Here is a 15,296-nt window from a genome sequence, read left to right on the forward strand (position 1 = left end):
TCACTGATGAAAGAGATAATAAAAACCAGCAGGTTTCGTTCGAGAGATCTGACCCGAAAATATGGTATTTTGATGGTACTGCTTCTTTTATGTATTATCATGGCCATTACTTCCCCTACCTTTCGAACCGCGCAAAATGTAATCAATATTCTAAGGCAGGTATCTGTAAATGGGATTATCGCCATAGGAATGACCTTTGTGATCATGACCGGTGGAATTGACCTGACAGTGGGTTCTTTGTTTGCAGTTGCCGGTGTCGTCTGCGGTAGTATTCTAGTCCGTAATCCTTCCAATGTATTATTTGCCATTACAGCTTCCCTGGCCATCTGTGCCGTCTTCGGCGTAATGAACGGTTTTTTTGTATCCCGCATGAATGTGCCGGCATTTGTAGCCACCTTGGCCGCTCAGACGATGGCCCGGGGATTCGCATATGTCTATTCCGACGGAAAACCTTACACACTGGCGTCTCCCCTCTTCAGTAAAATTGGGAAGGGCTATGTTCCCATTGTCATATTTGCCGCTATCCTGCTCGTTTCCTTCGTTGTATTATCAAAGACCAAATTCGGCCGCTATATCTATGCCGTCGGCGGAAATCCAAAAGCAGCAAACGCGTCCGGGGTCCATGTATCCAGAATCCTGATGAAGGTCTATATATACAGCGCCGTCCTGGCCGGGATTGCCGGGATTGTACTGGCATCACGTACAAATGCCGGACAGCCCGCCGTTGGTATCGGATATGAAACAGACGCCATCGCTTCCGCTGTGATCGGCGGGACCAGCATGACCGGCGGTATCGGAACTGTAGGCGGAACCTTTATCGGAATTCTGATTATCGGCGTACTTAATAATGGGTTAAATCTGCTGGACGTCTCATCCTATTGGCAGCAAATTATTAAAGGAATTATTATTCTTGGAGCAGTCTGCTTCGATCTGCATTCTAAAAGCAGCACCAAATAATTAAATATAAAGAAAGAAAAAGGAGAAATGAAAGATGAAAGCAAAAAGATTAGTGGCATTATTACTTACAACCGTTCTGGTAATCGGTATGACAGGCTGCCAGGTCAAAGAGGAATCGGCCTCCGCCGCGCCGGAGGCCGGCAGTTCGGCAGCCACCGGGCAGCCACAGTCGAAGCCTGTTGAAACGGCTGCCCTTTCGAACAGTACCGGGGATGAGATTACCATTGGCGTGCTGATGAAAACCATGTCCGATACTTATTCCAATAAGCTGGGCACAGCCATCGAAAACTACGCCGCCGAGACTTATCCAAACGTCAAAATATCCCTAATGGACGGCCAGGCCGATGTCGCAAAACAGATCTCCCAGGCAGAGGACCTGATTGCCAAACAGGTGGATATTATCATACTGAATCCCCAGGACGCAGATGGTTCTTCCCAGGTGCTGGATCTGTGCGCCGCTGCCAACATTCCTGTTATCGAAGTAAACAATGCCACCCGATGACTATCTGTCCTTCGTAGGCTCCAACGACGTAGAAGCCGGTGAAATTATGGGCAACTATGTAGATGAAAAGCTCGGCGGCAGCGGTAACCTGGTTTTGCTGGAAGGGCTAATGGGCGAAAGCGGGCAGCTCTACCGCAGGGAAGGCCTGGAAAATACCATCCTTGCTAAGGATGGATATGAACTGCTGTCAGAATTGTCCGCGGAATGGTCCAGGGCGAAAGCAATGTCCATCACAGAGGACTGGTTAGGCAAATACCCTCAGATTGATGCGATCCTATGCGAGAATGATGATATGGCTATGGGCGCTTTGCAGGCAGCCGAATCCTCCGAAAGGGATCCGCTTATCATCGGTGTGGATGCTATCCCCGATGCTTTGCAGGCAGTAAAAGACGGCCGGATGGATGCCACTATTCTGCAGGATGCGCAGGGGCAGGCTCAGGTTTCCGTAGACGTTGCCGTCAAGATTGTAAATGGCGAATCCGTTGAAAAAGAATATTCTGTCCCCTTCCAATTAATCACAAGTGAAAATGTAGATCAGTTCATGGAGCCTTAGTCCCAATTAAACAGGCGATCCGGTTATGGATCGCCTGTTTTTCAATAGGAAAGTACTCCTATTGAATGAAAAATCCCTCCGGGGCGCGCAGCGGCGGAAATCCTCAAATGCTCAGATCTGCCCGTAATAAGCATTAGCCCCATGTTTTCTCATGAAATGTTTCTCTTTGATCACATCGGGAGCGGGTTTTACATCCGGTTTGATCATCTCAGTACGGCAGGCCATTTTCGCCACTTCCTCCAGGACCACTGCGTTATGAACCGCCTCATCCGCATCTTTGCCCCAGGTAAAGGTACCGTGGTTTGTGCAGAGCACAGCCTGTACATATTCCGGGTTCAGGTCTTTGAAGGTTTCCACGATCACCAGGCCGGTGTTTTTCTCATAGGCTTCGCTGATCTCCTCTGCCGTTAAGCTTCTGGCGCAGGGAACCGGGCCGTAGAAATAATCCGCATGGGTGGTTCCGTAGCAGGGAATGCTGCGTCCGGCCTGTGCCCAGGATGTAGCCCAGGGTGAATGCGTATGAACCACGCCGCCTACTTTGAAAGCCTTATACAGCTCAATATGGGTGGGTGTATCGGAAGAAGGTTTGTATTTACCCTCGATTTTATTGCCGTCAAGATCCATAACCACCATATCTTCCCACTTCAGCACGTCGTAATCAATGCCGCTGGGTTTGATGACGAAATAACCGGTTTCCTTGTCAAATCCACTGACATTGCCCCATGTATAGGTAACCAGCCCTCTCTTCGGCAGTTCCATATTTTGTTCAAATACCTGTTTTTTTAACGCTTCTAACATATCTCTTATCTCTCCTTTTCTATAATTGCACTCATCATATCATGAGCGAACTTCAGATCTTCTCTCCAGGCATCGCTGCCTGTGTACCAGAACTCAGTCACAAACTTGCGGATTCCCAGCTTCCATGCCTCATGCACCATACTCTCAAAATCCACATGTCCGGTTCCAAAGGGAATCTCCCGAAACTTGCCGGGAACCGTCTCTTTTAAGTGCATGGCTACCAGATGTCCTTCACCGGTCCTCAAATCATCCAGCACGTCGGTATCGTACATAACCGCGGCATTGGTGATATTTCCGGCGTCCGGATAAACGTTCAGATAGGTGCTGTTGACCAGTTTCACATAATGCATAGCCTTCTCCACCGTGTTCATAAACTCGGTCTCCATGGTCTCGAATCCCAGGGTAACGCCGGCCCGCGCCGCCATCATCGCAGCGATCTCCAGATTTTTTCCAAAACGCTCCACGGATTCCGGAGTGGATTCTTCATAATACACATCATAGCCGGCCAGCTGTATGATCCGGATTCCTAAGTCCTCAGAAAGCTCAATGGCCTTCTCCATGATCTCCATCCCCCGGCGGCAGACAGCCTCATCATTACTGCCGATGGGGTATTTGCGATGGCCGCTCAAGCACATCGTGCGGATCGGAACACCGACTTCGTACATGATCTTCACCAGCTCCAGCCGCTCCTCTTTTGTCCAGTTCAGCCGGTCCAGTTTTTCGTCGGTCTCGTCAATGCTGATTTCCACAAAATCAAACCCAGCTTCCCTGGCCTCCAGAAGCTTTTCTTTCCAGGTCAGGGTACCTGGCATGGATTTTTCGTAAAGTCCTAACGTATATGCTTTCAATTCGGTTCCTCCATATTAATCGTTTTCGAAGCATTTCCATGCTCCGCTCAAGCTTTCGATTACCTTCCGGTAATTCGCGTACTTCTCCTCATAGATCGCCTTGTATTCAGGCCGCGGCTGCACGGTCTTCGTGATATTCACCGTGCGGGCGATCGCTTCCGGGTAATCCTTATAGATACCGGCCGCGATCCCGGCTGCCATGGCACATCCCTGTGCGCCCAGCTCCTTATCCTCGATCACATCCACAGGGATCTGAAGGGCGTCCGCAAAGATCTGCACCCACACGTCGGAATTGGCGGCACCGCCGGCCAGCCGGATCGACTTGGGTACTTCACGGTTGCGCAGCAGCTTCCTTACATGGGTCAGATGGGAAAATACGATTCCCTCATAGACTGCCCGCAGCATATGTTTCTTGGAATGATAAGCGCTCAGCCCGATAAAGGTTCCCTTGGCTATGGGATCTTCATTAGAACCATTCAGGAACGGCAGGAAGATCACATTATTGTCCTGAGGCTCGATAGAAGCCACCCATTCGTTGGTTATATCATAGACCGACCCGCCATTTTCCTTCGCCTCCGCCTTCTCATAGGACATCAGGTTGCGGATGAACCATTCCATATTGCCGGCAGACGTGGGGCTGCTCTCCTCCACCAGGAAATATCCTGGGATACAGAACATGGAATTCAAAGACACCGTACCGTTCGTAACCGGCTCTTTGGCGATAAACTCATTGATGCTCCAGGTGCCGGCGATCATGCACATCTGGTCCTCATCGGAAAGTGCGGAAGCGATACCGCAGGCATTCACATCGAACATTCCGGCAGCAACGGGAATTCCCTCCGGAAGCAGGGTCTTTTCACTGACTTCCTTCGTAACTGTACCGCAGACATCCGCCGCATAGCGAAGAGGCGGAAGTTTGTCATAGATCTCTTCCAGTCCGAAGTATCCCAACAGTTCCTTATCATAAGCAAGCGTATGCAGATTCACAAGATTAGCTCCGGAGAAATCGGTATATTCCGCATAAGCCTCCCCGGTCAGCATGAAACGGATATAATCCTTCACTGCAAATATGTATTTGGTCTTCTGAAGCACTTCCGGGTGATGATCCTTAAACCATGCCAGCAGGCTGACAGGCTGACAGGCCAGGATGTCCTGGATAGACTTTTCAAATACTTTCTCCTTGGTTCCGTCCTGGGACCACTTCTCAATATACTTCCAGGCTCTGGAATCCGTAGAAACAATACCATTATAAGACGGTTTCCCGTTTTCGTCTACCATATAAAGTCCTTTGCCGTGTCCGGTCAGGGAGACACCCGCGATCTCCTTCGGGTCCAGCCCGCTCTTCTCGATAGCATTGCGAATCGCCTGAGCGTTAACTTCCCAAAGCTCTTCCATATCTCTCTCCGTATATCCGGGCTTCGGCGTGATCGTGATCGTGGGAACGCTGGCCACGGAAATCTGTTTTCCATCTTCGTCAAATATGGCAGCTTTGGAGAAGGTTCCTCCGTTGTCAATACCCATCAAATATCTCATGCTTCACAACTCCTTTTCATTTAATAAGCGATTGGAAAACGTTTTTCCAACCGCCTACTATTATACCATTCCTTAAGAAATCTTCCAATACCAAAAAACAACTTTTCCGCCTGATCACAATTCTGATCATTTTCTCAGTTTACGAGCTGCAAAATTGCTTGTTTGTCACGGGGTGAAGGGAGTCTTTTTCTCTTCAGCCTTTATACTATCTGCAATGTACCATTGTGTATGCCGCCACGAGAGTCATGGGATTCGATAGTAAATCTCCTGCAATCGTGATATAATAGGAACGAAAAAATAGGGTATTCGCAAGAAATGATTCCAATGCCCATGACTGGAGGTAAAAAGATGGTAGTAATAGACGCATCAAAATGTATCGGCTGTGGAAAATGTGCAAAGGACTGTATCGCACAGATAATTGAAATAAAAAATAAAAAAGCGCATGCCGCAGGAGAATGTATCTTATGTGGGCACTGTGTCGCTGTCTGTCCGTGTGATGCCGTCAGCATTCCCGAATATGACATGGATGAAGTGGAACTTTATAATAAGGAAACGTTTCATCTCGATCCCAGGGCTGTTCTACATACGATCAAATTCCGACGCAGTATCCGTGATTACCGGCAGATACCAGTAGAACAGGAAAAACTGGAACAGATCCTGCAGGCTGGGCGATACACGGCCACATCCAAAAATAATCAGGATTGCCATTTCCTGTTTGTGCAAAAGGATCTGAACCAGCTGAAAACCATGGTCTGGGGCTATATCGACCAAATCACGCCTGCCAAGTCCAGTGAAATTTCGCGGGATCTGCTGCCGTATGTCGCCTTTAACCGTCGGCGAAAATCTGACCCGGCAGATGACTATCTGTTCCGCAACGCGCCCATCGTCATCTTCATCACTTCCGACTGGAAACTGGACGCCGGGCTGGCTGCTCAAAACATGGAACTGATGGCCGTCTCCCAGGGACTGGGAATGCTCTACAATGGATACCTGGCCCGGATCGCCGATGACAACAAAGTTCTGAAGGCCTGGCTTGGCATTGAAGGCAAGACGATCAAAGCCTGTATGCTGTTGGGCTATCCCAATGTCACATATGCCCGCACCGCGCCGAGGAAACCTGCCAACGTCATATGGAAATAAGGGCAGTGGATACAAGGCTGCGTCATCTGCCAAGAATCTGCCCGTTTTCATTACCCTACAGCCAGCCTCTGCATTGCTCAATCCGTATTCCGTCATCGCCCTGCTGCTCATCATAAGCAAACTGCTTCAGCAGCTCGCATGGGAATTCCGGACATTGGCCGCAGTGCTCCTTCCCCCGCTCCTCACAGCTGGATTTCACCGGGCAGCTCTCTCCCCAAAACGGTTTCTCCATATGCGTCCTCTTTCCATCTCAAGAATATGTCCGGCCTGCCTCTTTCTGTCCTCGTATAATTCCTCGGGTTCGAGAACCCTTACCCTGTCACCAAAACTAAAAATCCATTCCCGCATATTGTCGTAGCTTACAAAATCCCACTCGAATAACAGCCTGTTATTTTCATCAACCGTATAACAGTCAATCCCGTATTCCTCAATTAAGCGGTGTTTTTCCTCGTTTTCGAATACAGCCTTCAGGCGGATGGGATCCGCCTTATAAAAGTCTTTAAAATCCAGCTCTTCTTTTGGGACCTCTCTTACCGCAAACTGTTCCGGCTCCAGTTCCAGATCCCATAACCGGTTTAATTTGAACAGCCGGTACGCCTGCCTTTTCAGGCAATAGCCAAAGACATACCAGGACGACCATTGGAAAACCAAATGATAGGGCTCTATAGTCCGCTGCTGTTCCCCCTTTTCATAGAAATATCGGAAAGAAATCAAATGATGTCCCCGGATCGCTTGTTTCATCGTATCTATTTTTTGTGTGAGAGGCCCCTGGTAATGGGACGCCAGGTCAATAAGAATCATATCATCCGAGGCGATCCGGTGTTCCCTGCCAGATAGCTTCTCAGCCAGTTTGGTCAGATACGAAGTTTTCGATACACTGTCTATTCCCTTTAATCCCGCGAGAATCGTTTGTATTTCTTCCTGTGTAAATAACGTCTTATCTAATTTATAGCCTTCCGCGATGGAAATACCGCCGCCGTATCCCTGCGTGGTAACCAGCGGGATGCCGGCTTTACACAGATCCTCAATATCTCTGTTAATGGTTCGTCTTGACACCTCAAAACGTTCCGCCAACTGGGGCGCGGTTATCTTATCCTTTTGCAGCAGAACCGTGATTATACCAATTAACCGGTCTATTTTCAATGAAATATCACCACCTGATATCCATTATACCCCAGGAACCTGACATGGCTGCCATCTTCCCATTCCGGGGCAACTTACAGCGCATAGTCCTCTTTGCTAAACGCAACATCCAGCGTACCCATCGCATCCTTCAACTGTTCCACATTCTGCGGGCCATACAGCGGCAGGCACGCAAAGTCCTGCTGATAGAAGTAACCGAGAACCACCTGAGACACGCTGGCCTCATATTTTTCCATGAGGGCTTTCACTTTCTTCGCCACTTCCAGGTTACCCGGTGTATAATATGGGCTGTTCTTCACCGCATCTTCGCCTTTGGCCACGTACAAATGGAAGAATCCGCTGCAAACACCCATATAAGGCATAGCCAGATTTTCCGGGGTTTTCCTGTGGTACTCATACATAGCGTCATCGATCGCGCACATGGTATCATCATCCAGAGGATTCATGTATTTGGAGCCAATATTCAGAAGCGCCTGGTTCGCCACAAAACCACGGTATCCTTTTTCCTTACAGTAAGCATCCGCTTCGGCCATTCTAGCGGCTGACCAGTTGGAGCACCCATAATAGCGGATCTTTCCTTCCTTCACAAACCCCTGCATGACCTCGATCAGATCTTCCACCGGCTGCGCAGTGTCGTCCCGGTGATAGAAATACAAGTCGATATAGTCGGTTCTCAACTGTTTTAGGGATTCGTTCAGATCTTTCTCCATATCGGACTTCTTCATCCGGCTGTTGTGAAGGTCGGGCGTCTCAACCGTCATGTCGGGATGACCGCCTTTGGTGATCAGCACGATGTCATGCCTCTTCCCGCTTCTTAGAAGCCAGTCTCCAACCACTCTCTCACTTCTGGCAACCTCCGGCTTAACCCAGTCGGAATATACGTGCGCGGAATCGATCAGGTTTCCGCCCAGCTCCATATACGTGTTGAAAATAAGATCCGCGTCCGTTCCGTCCCAGTCAAGGCCGGCACCTACGGTGCCCAGGCCGATGGGGCACAGGGACAATTCTGTCTGAGGTATTACTATTTTATTATGCATATTTTCCTCCATCCGCGCGTTTTCCCGCGCATATAATTATAGATGAACATGATGTTCAACCTTTTCCTCCAACCTTATTTGTCAGTAAATATTCCGGCTTTCCAGCACATTATTTCGTGATATCCAGCCACTGTACTCCGGGTACGCCTTCCCGCTCGCAGAACATATCCCATACGAGTCCTGCCGGCATGGTCTTCATCTCCTCACTGAGAGCCAGCCTTCTGGTCAGGTTGCCTTCCCGCTCCACCCGGATCAGCTCTTCGGACGGCTCTAACAGCGCGTACAGCAGCGCTTTTCTCGCATTTCTGGCTCCGATGACGGTTGCCGCCACACGGTTAATGCTGGCATCGAAAAAGTCCAGACCAATATGTACTTTATCCAGCGCCTGATACCGGACGATTTCCTGCATGATCGCTTTTGTCTCATCATCCAGCATTACCACGTGATCACTGTCCCATCTCACCGGCCGGCTCACATGCAGCATCAGTTCCTGGCCAAACACCAGATAAGAAGAGATCTTTGCCGATACGGTTTCCGTCGGATGGAAGTGTCCCGCATCCATGCAGAGGATACAGTTCTTCTGCGTCATCACATAGTTCGTATAAAATTCATGGGAACCCGGAACATACGCCTCGCTGCCCAGTCCGAACAGCTTACTTTCCACACTGTCAATATTGTATCTCCAGTCAATAGGCTCCGCAAAAATCTGATCCAGGGAATCCTTCAGGCGCATCCTGGGCGCTACCTTGTCGATGGTGTGATCCTTGTAGCCGTCACCGATCCAATGGTTCGTGATACAGGTCTGGCCCAGCTCTCTGCCAAAATACTCCCCGATCTTCCTGCAGCGTTTCCCGTGCTCGATCCAGAAGCTTCTCACCCCTTCGTCACTGCTGGCCAGGGTAAATCCGGAATCCGACATCGGATGGGAAAAATAAGTCGGGTTAAAGTCCAGGCCAATCCCTCTCTTTTTCGCATAATCCACCCAGCCAGCAAAATGCTCCGGCTGAATTTCATCCCGATCCACTTTCTTGCCCTGATTGTCCAGATATACTGCGTGCAGTGCAAGCTTTGTATTTCCAGGGATCAGATCCAGAGCCTGATCCAGCTGCTTGATAAACTCCTCTTTGCTCTCGGGCTTGCCGGGGGCGTTTCCGATCGCAGCGATCCCTCCGCTCAATACTGCGTTGGGATTCTCGAACCCGGTCAGATCGTCGATCTGCCAGCAATGCACACTAATGGGCACCTCACTTAAGGTTTTCAGCACCTGGTCCGTATCCACTCCCATTTGCGCATACAGCTCTTTTGCCATCTGATAATTTTCTTCCACTCGTTTCATTTCCTTTTCTCCTTTCTTTTGTCGTCCTTCTCAAAGGATGTATTCGGTATACCCACAGGGTGTTCCCTCTCCTTAACCTCTGATATCTCTACCAGTCCAAATATTTGAGGCTGTTCTTTATCCCGCGTTTCGTGGATTCCCGTTCCACAATTTCGGTATCCAGGGTTATAATTTTGCGTTTCACGGGCGGTTCTCCCTCCCGGATCAGCTCCAGCATATGCTTCATAGCCGCGGCTCCCATTTCAAACCGGGGCACATGGATCGATGTCAGCGACGGTTTCACGATGGACGCGGCAAAAATATCATCATTTCCCATCACCGCCACCTGCTCCGGCACCTGGATCTCCAGCTCGCTAAGCGCCTGCAGGACACCGACCGCCATCTGATCATTGGCGCAGAAAACCGCATCAAATGGGTGTCCTCTTCGAACCAGGTCCCTGGTAAGGGTATAACCGCAATAACTGGTATAATCCCCTTCCAGCACATTATCCTCTGTGAAAAGAAGGCCATTCTGCTCCAGAGCTTCCCGGTATCCGGCGATTCGCTGCTGTCCCATATAATGCTCGAAGGGAAGGGAAATATGAACAATGCTCTTCTTTCCCACCTCACGAATCAGATAATCCACCGCCCGGAATGCGGACTTCTTGTGATCCACGACCACCGCATCCACTCCGGGATTCGAACAGGGATACTCCAGAGTCACCACCGGTATCCAGCTCCCCTTTTTCTCCAGTTTACTCAGGGATTCTATATACTTTCTCGTCTTCATGTCATTGCCATAGGCACTGGAAGCCAGAATGATGCCGTCCACCCACTGTGATGCGCAGGACCGGACCAGCTTAATCTCCCGTTCGATGCTGTCGTGGGTCTCTGATATGAAGATCGAGTATTTCTCCTGATCCGCCTCTTTATTAATCCCCTCCAGCACTCCGGAAAAAAAGGTCCTGGATACGGAGGTTAAGATCACCGCGATATTATTCGTCTGAGAACTCTTAAGCCCCCGCGCGATACTGTTGGTAGAATAATTAAGGTCGTCGATGGCTTTCTCTACCATCACCCGCAGCGATGGGCTGACGCTTTTGGAATCATTGATTACCCGGGATACCGTCGAGATACTGACGCCTGCCTGCCGGGCCACATCCTTAATATTTGCCATGTCTGTTCCCCCACTATCTCTCTGCTTTATCTCTGCTTTCACTCTCAGATATTCTTCTTCGACCACTCTCAAATACCGGAAAACGTTTTCCTGTTTTCCTAATTTTATCATCGGTTTTATATAATGTCAATACATAGTTTTTAGGAATATATTGTATTATAGGCCTATAATATTTAGTTTTATTATACATATTCTCTATAAATCAAATCATTTTAACTCAAATCCACCTTAGATACCCATGCAAATTATCTTGACAACGTTTTCCCGCATCGCTATACTAGAATTAACATAAAAAAGGCAGAACTAAACAATATAGTTCTGCAATCATAGGAGGTATTTAAAGATGAAATGGTACATACCTGACTGTTTCTGGCATTCCAAAAGCAATGGCGTCTTCGTCAGCCATGAGGCTGTCTGCATCCTGAACACCAACGACACTCCGGTGAAGGTTGACATCACCCTCTATTTTGAGGATCGCGACAAGCTTCCGGGCTATAGCGTGGAAGTTGGCGCAGAACGGACCCTCCATATACGGATGGATCAAATGAGGAATGCCGATGGCATCCCGGTTCCCCAGGACACTCCTTATGCGGCGGTTGTGGAATGTGAGAAAAATATCACGATCCAGTACACACGGGTGGATACTTCACAGCCAGAAATGGCCATCGCAACCGCGATTATCTAGATTTGTGTCTCCCTGGGAGCGCATAGGGCTCTGGTATCCGCTAAGTGAAATCGGAAAGCCGGGTTCGGTTCCTGAACCCGGCTTTCCGATTTCACTTAGCGGATACCAGTGCAAGCCCTCTGCTCCCGGCTCCCCCTTTATACCACTCAATCCCGGAACACAATATCATATTCCTCCGGGATAAAATAAAACTTACACCGAACAATCGCGGCGTTTTCTTTGTTATAAAGAATCTCTTCTATAAATATAATCGGTGACTCATTAGGGATCTTCAAAAAGGACGTGACATTTTCTTCGGCGTACACCAGTTTGATGGACATCTGGACCGAAGCCGCCATCTCAAAAATCCGTTTGTTGATCAGCTCTCTGACTTCTTCTTCCTGATTCAGATCCACATTCAGCTCATCGATATATTTTACCGGAATCTGCATAAAGGAATGGCCCACCGGTTTTTGTTTGGCATAATAGACATTGTTGCTGGCGAGAACGATCTCACTGGGCCGAAGCCCCAGTTTGCGCTGACCGACTTCCGTAGCCGGGCCGAAGTTGTAGTAGGTATCCACATCCTCCACCTTATTTTTGCAGCAGGTGATCATCGGATTGAACATGGCTTCCATTGTGCTGGTCTTGTCCTTGTCGTAGGTGATAAAAGTTCCTTTGCCCTGCATTTTGGTAATCAAACCGTCCTCTACCAGAACCGTCAGGGCCTGCCTTAGCGTATTACGGCTGACTCCGTATTTTTCGGCCAGGACAGCCTCTCCCGGCAGCTGCGAACCGGACTCGTACACACCGTTGATGATATCCGAGTACAGCATGTCATAGATCGGCACGTAGGAGGGTATTCTGCTGTTCCCCAGTGTCTTAATGTTATTATTATCCATTTATAACCTTAGATCCTTTCCAGCGTTGTCCATCCGCCCAGCTTCTCAAAGCCGAGCCCGGTAAACAGCGCATCTGCCCCTTCTCCCGTGAACAGGCAGGGTGTCTTTCCCTGAGCTAAAATGTGCGCACACAGGGCGGATACCACACAGGAAGCATATCCTTGCCTGCGATACGCAGGCTCCGTGGCCACTCCGCCGATCATGATCGTATGCTCTGACCCGGTTGTACTGTTGCCGTGGGCTATGATTCTCCCATCCTTGCGGATAATCAGATGGATTCCATCGTTATTGGCGATCCGGTCCCGGATCATATCCTTCGAAGTGTATAATCCGCTGATCTCCTGTATACTGCCGAGGAATGCAAAGACATCATCCACGTCCGCCCCGCCTGCCTGCGATACCTCCCGGAATTCTGTCTTTAACAGCTCCCGGCTTCCCAATCTATATAACTGCTTCTGACAGCAGCGGTATTCTTTTTCCAGTTTTGCTTCCATTGGGGCAAGCAGACTGCTTTTTCCCATTATAACAATAATCTCATAATTTTTCAAAATAAAATCAAGGCTGCCGGCGTTTAGTTCTCTCTCCTGCGTATAAACCAGAAGATTGGTATAAAATCTCAAAAACACCCCGGTACATCTGCCCTCTTCCCATTCCATCCAAACATCCTGGCAATCTGTATCAAACCCATAGGTATTTACATCAGCCAGCAAAAACGTATTGTATTCCTTTTCCTGACTCAGATAACCGGTCAGGATCCCCTTATCTTCGCTTCCACACTTTTTAAGCATTACGATTCCTCCCATAGAAAAAGGGACTGTCACAAAATATACCGCTGCAGCCAAAAGCCAGATGCCGCTGAACAGCACGCCACAGGCGGAATAGATGACGATTACGCGGCCCGCCTTAAACGGCAGGCTGCGCAGTCGAATCTCTATCAAATGTAACAGCCCCTGTATGAACAACTACTGGCGGATCTTATCAATCCGGATCGTCCAGCCTTTCCCGCCTTTGATCTGATATTTTTGTGCAAAGCTTCTCTGATTCAGACCCAGTGCAACAAAGGAAGCCAGGCCGTTAAACAGAACCGGATCTCCGATTTCAGCGAATCCGAAGGACCGGTGGTAGAGCACAGGCTCATCATACACCACCTGATCCTCGTTTTTGATCTGAATACGAACCATGTCACCCTGAACGATACCTGTTTTTTCAAAATCTTCAATCAGGATATTTGTACTGATATTTCCGAATTTCTCCAGAGCCTCGTCGACTTGTCCCTCGGCATATCCCTCTCCGGTCTCTCCATAGGAAAGTTCCTGAACGATGATATCTGAAAGCGGATAAGCCGGCCCCACCTCCTCAAAGGAAATAACTCCCGCAGCCAGTCTGGCCCCGCAGTAGGCAAACAGATCCCGTCCATGGAAAATATTCACTTTCTCAGATCCCGGGTACCGGTTGACCGACTCGTCGATCTCGCGGATCTCATCGATTCCATACATGGCTTTGACATGAGTCAGGGTCCCGTTATCGGGAGTGACGATATAGTATCCGTTGGAAGTTTTCGCTACGCAGGCTTTTCGGGCCGTTCCGACACCGGGGTCCACGACGGATACGAAAACCGTGCCTTTCGGCCAGTATTTAACCGTATACTGCAGGCAGGATGAAGCCGCCATGGTGTTAAACTGTTCAATGGTATGGGAAAGGTCGTAGATCTCAAGATCCGGATCCACCTGCTTGCACACACCGTACATGGAAGCCACCGCTCCCCAGTTCAGGCCGAAGTCGGTCTGTAACACAACAAAAGATTTACTCATAGTTTCCTCCATCTGCGCATTTTTTTGCACATATAGAACTTGTTTTTGTTCAACCGTTCCCTAACACTTGCGGAAAGAGATCTTCCACTCAGGGCCCTGTCCGATTCCATATACTTTGACGAAATTTCTCAGGTTCAGCGCAATCTGAACCGTAAGGGATTCGCTGGTCATAACGACCGGTTCGCCTTCTGAGACATAGCCGAAGGATTTAAAATATTTTACTTTATCATGATATTTCTCTTCACCGTCGTGATGGATCGCCACCTCGACCGTATCGCCGTAGGTAATTCCTGTATTCTCCAGCATATCATATGGGATATTGGAGGATACCAGTCCGAAATGTTCTCCTGCTGCCTGAATCATTCCGCACACAGTCCCATCTTCTTTCACTTCCGGTTCTACGATCGGCAGCAGCACCACATCCTCAACCGGATAAGCCGGTCCCACCTGCTCAAAAGTGATAACACCGGAAGCCAGCTTGGCTGCGCAGTAAGCGAACAAGTCCCGCCCGTGGAAGATGCTGCAGGCCTTGGTGGGCTGCCAGCGGTTCACGGTTTCATCGATCTCACGGATTTCTTCGATTCCCACTTTTTTCGCCATATGGGTGAGCGAACCGTTATCCGGGGATACCACATACTGGCCGTTTTTCAGTTTGGCGACGCTGGCTTTTCTGGAGGTTCCGACTCCTGGGTCAACCACAGATACAAACACGGTGCCTGCCGGCCAAAAATCCACCACATAGTCCAGGTTAATCGATGCCGCAAAAGTATCAAAACTGGGAATTGCGTGGTTGTTGTTAAACAGGCGCAGTTCCGGATCCACCATCTGGCAGACTCCATACATAGTACAGACAGCGCTGGTATCAGCTGTAAAATCTGTCTGCATGACAATTGCTGGTTTCATGATACGAAAACCT

General features: G+C 49.1%; 17 protein-coding genes. 5 read left to right on the plus strand and 12 right to left on the minus strand.

All coding sequences use genetic code 11. From position 1 onward, the window contains the following. Positions 1 to 6 precede the first annotated feature (6 nt). Genes KTH90_RS12685 through KTH90_RS12695 form a run of 3 tightly spaced genes read left to right on the plus strand, consistent with a single transcriptional unit; the run spans position 7 to position 2,012 of the window. Positions 7 to 957, plus strand: coding sequence for an ABC transporter permease (locus KTH90_RS12685; RefSeq protein WP_238726907.1), 951 nt, complete (start codon positions 7 to 9; stop codon positions 955 to 957). 34 nt (positions 958 to 991) lie between these two features. After that, positions 992 to 1,459 carry a substrate-binding domain-containing protein gene (locus KTH90_RS12690; protein WP_238726908.1) on the plus strand — a complete coding sequence of 156 codons (468 nt, stop codon included), beginning with the start codon at positions 992 to 994 and terminating at the stop codon, positions 1,457 to 1,459. After that, positions 1,446 to 2,012 (plus strand): substrate-binding domain-containing protein, encoded by a 567-nt coding sequence (locus KTH90_RS12695; RefSeq protein WP_238726909.1) that lies wholly within the window; start codon positions 1,446 to 1,448, stop codon positions 2,010 to 2,012. Before KTH90_RS12690 ends, KTH90_RS12695 begins: the two co-directional genes overlap by 14 nt. 111 nt (positions 2,013 to 2,123) lie before the next feature. On the opposite strand, the gene KTH90_RS12700 is transcribed toward KTH90_RS12695, so the two are convergent. From KTH90_RS12700 to KTH90_RS12710, 3 genes are read right to left on the minus strand one after another with little or no spacing between them, the layout of a single operon-like run. After that, complete coding sequence (locus KTH90_RS12700; RefSeq protein ID WP_158354220.1) at positions 2,124 to 2,810, minus strand: L-ribulose-5-phosphate 4-epimerase; 687 nt, start codon at positions 2,808 to 2,810, stop codon at positions 2,124 to 2,126. Between the two features lie 5 nt (positions 2,811 to 2,815). Then, positions 2,816 to 3,658 carry an L-ribulose-5-phosphate 3-epimerase gene (locus KTH90_RS12705; RefSeq protein ID WP_158354219.1) on the minus strand — a complete coding sequence of 281 codons (843 nt, stop codon included), beginning with the start codon at positions 3,656 to 3,658 and terminating at the stop codon, positions 2,816 to 2,818. A 15-nt stretch (positions 3,659 to 3,673) separates the two neighbouring features. After that, the gene (locus KTH90_RS12710; RefSeq protein WP_158354218.1) at positions 3,674 to 5,191 is read right to left on the minus strand and encodes an FGGY-family carbohydrate kinase; all 1,518 of its coding nucleotides are present in this window, start codon (positions 5,189 to 5,191) and stop codon (positions 3,674 to 3,676) included. A 348-nt stretch (positions 5,192 to 5,539) separates the two neighbouring features. Between KTH90_RS12710 and KTH90_RS12715 the strand changes: the two genes are divergently transcribed. Beyond that, positions 5,540 to 6,331 carry a nitroreductase family protein gene (locus KTH90_RS12715; protein ID WP_158354217.1) on the plus strand — a complete coding sequence of 264 codons (792 nt, stop codon included), beginning with the start codon at positions 5,540 to 5,542 and terminating at the stop codon, positions 6,329 to 6,331. Between the two features lie 55 nt (positions 6,332 to 6,386). Here the strand turns inward: KTH90_RS12715 and KTH90_RS12720 are convergent, their stop codons facing one another. The 5 genes from KTH90_RS12720 to KTH90_RS12740 all read right to left on the minus strand — a co-directional run bounded on the left by KTH90_RS12720 (position 6,387) and on the right by KTH90_RS12740 (position 11,003). After that, complete coding sequence (locus KTH90_RS12720; protein ID WP_158354216.1) at positions 6,387 to 6,563, minus strand: DUF3795 domain-containing protein; 177 nt, start codon at positions 6,561 to 6,563, stop codon at positions 6,387 to 6,389. After that, positions 6,527 to 7,474, minus strand: coding sequence for a helix-turn-helix transcriptional regulator (locus KTH90_RS12725; RefSeq protein WP_158354215.1), 948 nt, complete (start codon positions 7,472 to 7,474; stop codon positions 6,527 to 6,529). Before KTH90_RS12725 ends, KTH90_RS12720 begins: the two co-directional genes overlap by 37 nt. A gap of 74 nt (positions 7,475 to 7,548) precedes the next feature. After that, positions 7,549 to 8,511, minus strand: coding sequence for an aldo/keto reductase (locus tag KTH90_RS12730; RefSeq protein ID WP_158354214.1), 963 nt, complete (start codon positions 8,509 to 8,511; stop codon positions 7,549 to 7,551). Positions 8,512 to 8,620: 109 nt separating this feature from the next. Then, positions 8,621 to 9,847, minus strand: coding sequence for an L-rhamnose isomerase (locus KTH90_RS12735; RefSeq protein ID WP_158354213.1), 1,227 nt, complete (start codon positions 9,845 to 9,847; stop codon positions 8,621 to 8,623). Positions 9,848 to 9,935: 88 nt separating this feature from the next. Then, positions 9,936 to 11,003, minus strand: a complete 1,068-nt coding sequence (locus tag KTH90_RS12740) for a LacI family DNA-binding transcriptional regulator (protein ID WP_238726910.1) — start codon at positions 11,001 to 11,003, stop codon at positions 9,936 to 9,938. Positions 11,004 to 11,346: 343 nt separating this feature from the next. On the opposite strand from KTH90_RS12740, the gene KTH90_RS12745 reads away from it, so the two are divergent. Then, the gene (locus KTH90_RS12745) at positions 11,347 to 11,688 is read left to right on the plus strand and encodes a sensory rhodopsin transducer (protein ID WP_158354211.1); all 342 of its coding nucleotides are present in this window, start codon (positions 11,347 to 11,349) and stop codon (positions 11,686 to 11,688) included. Positions 11,689 to 11,834: 146 nt separating this feature from the next. On the opposite strand, the gene KTH90_RS12750 is transcribed toward KTH90_RS12745, so the two are convergent. The 4 genes from KTH90_RS12750 to KTH90_RS12765 are packed head-to-tail and all read right to left on the minus strand — an operon-like array spanning position 11,835 to position 15,283. After that, entirely contained in the window at positions 11,835 to 12,569 is a 735-nt protein-coding gene (locus tag KTH90_RS12750; RefSeq protein WP_158354210.1) for a GntR family transcriptional regulator, read from the minus strand. A gap of 8 nt (positions 12,570 to 12,577) precedes the next feature. Further along, positions 12,578 to 13,507 (minus strand): GNAT family N-acetyltransferase, encoded by a 930-nt coding sequence (locus KTH90_RS12755; protein ID WP_158354209.1) that lies wholly within the window; start codon positions 13,505 to 13,507, stop codon positions 12,578 to 12,580. A gap of 24 nt (positions 13,508 to 13,531) precedes the next feature. After that, the gene (locus tag KTH90_RS12760; RefSeq protein ID WP_158354208.1) at positions 13,532 to 14,380 is read right to left on the minus strand and encodes an SAM hydrolase/SAM-dependent halogenase family protein; all 849 of its coding nucleotides are present in this window, start codon (positions 14,378 to 14,380) and stop codon (positions 13,532 to 13,534) included. 60 nt (positions 14,381 to 14,440) lie between these two features. After that, positions 14,441 to 15,283, minus strand: a complete 843-nt coding sequence (locus tag KTH90_RS12765; protein ID WP_158354207.1) for an SAM hydrolase/SAM-dependent halogenase family protein — start codon at positions 15,281 to 15,283, stop codon at positions 14,441 to 14,443. Positions 15,284 to 15,296: the final 13 nt, after the last annotated feature.

It is taken from the genome of Diplocloster modestus (assembly GCF_019042245.1).
In the GTDB taxonomy this organism is placed as follows: Bacteria; Bacillota; Clostridia; order Lachnospirales; family Lachnospiraceae; genus Diplocloster; species Diplocloster modestus.

What these genes read in the sequence shown, in the direction of transcription:
- KTH90_RS12745 (WP_158354211.1), top strand. Translation starts at nt 11,347, where the DNA reads ATGAAATGGTACATACCTGACTGTTTCTGGCATTCCAAAAGCAATGGC.
- KTH90_RS12695 (WP_238726909.1), top strand. Translation starts at nt 1,446, where the DNA reads ATGCCACCCGATGACTATCTGTCCTTCGTAGGCTCCAACGACGTAGAA.
- KTH90_RS12690 (WP_238726908.1), top strand. Translation starts at nt 992, where the DNA reads ATGAAAGCAAAAAGATTAGTGGCATTATTACTTACAACCGTTCTGGTA.
- KTH90_RS12720 (WP_158354216.1), bottom strand. Translation starts at nt 6,563, where the DNA reads ATGGAGAAACCGTTTTGGGGAGAGAGCTGCCCGGTGAAATCCAGCTGT.
- KTH90_RS12685 (WP_238726907.1), top strand. Translation starts at nt 7, where the DNA reads ATGAAAGAGATAATAAAAACCAGCAGGTTTCGTTCGAGAGATCTGACC.
- KTH90_RS12700 (WP_158354220.1), bottom strand. Translation starts at nt 2,810, where the DNA reads ATGTTAGAAGCGTTAAAAAAACAGGTATTTGAACAAAATATGGAACTG.
- KTH90_RS12730 (WP_158354214.1), bottom strand. Translation starts at nt 8,511, where the DNA reads ATGCATAATAAAATAGTAATACCTCAGACAGAATTGTCCCTGTGCCCC.
- KTH90_RS12765 (WP_158354207.1), bottom strand. Translation starts at nt 15,283, where the DNA reads ATGAAACCAGCAATTGTCATGCAGACAGATTTTACAGCTGATACCAGC.
- KTH90_RS12750 (WP_158354210.1), bottom strand. Translation starts at nt 12,569, where the DNA reads ATGGATAATAATAACATTAAGACACTGGGGAACAGCAGAATACCCTCC.
- KTH90_RS12715 (WP_158354217.1), top strand. Translation starts at nt 5,540, where the DNA reads ATGGTAGTAATAGACGCATCAAAATGTATCGGCTGTGGAAAATGTGCA.
- KTH90_RS12740 (WP_238726910.1), bottom strand. Translation starts at nt 11,003, where the DNA reads ATGGCAAATATTAAGGATGTGGCCCGGCAGGCAGGCGTCAGTATCTCG.
- KTH90_RS12710 (WP_158354218.1), bottom strand. Translation starts at nt 5,191, where the DNA reads ATGAGATATTTGATGGGTATTGACAACGGAGGAACCTTCTCCAAAGCT.
- KTH90_RS12735 (WP_158354213.1), bottom strand. Translation starts at nt 9,847, where the DNA reads ATGAAACGAGTGGAAGAAAATTATCAGATGGCAAAAGAGCTGTATGCG.
- KTH90_RS12760 (WP_158354208.1), bottom strand. Translation starts at nt 14,380, where the DNA reads ATGAGTAAATCTTTTGTTGTGTTACAGACCGACTTCGGCCTGAACTGG.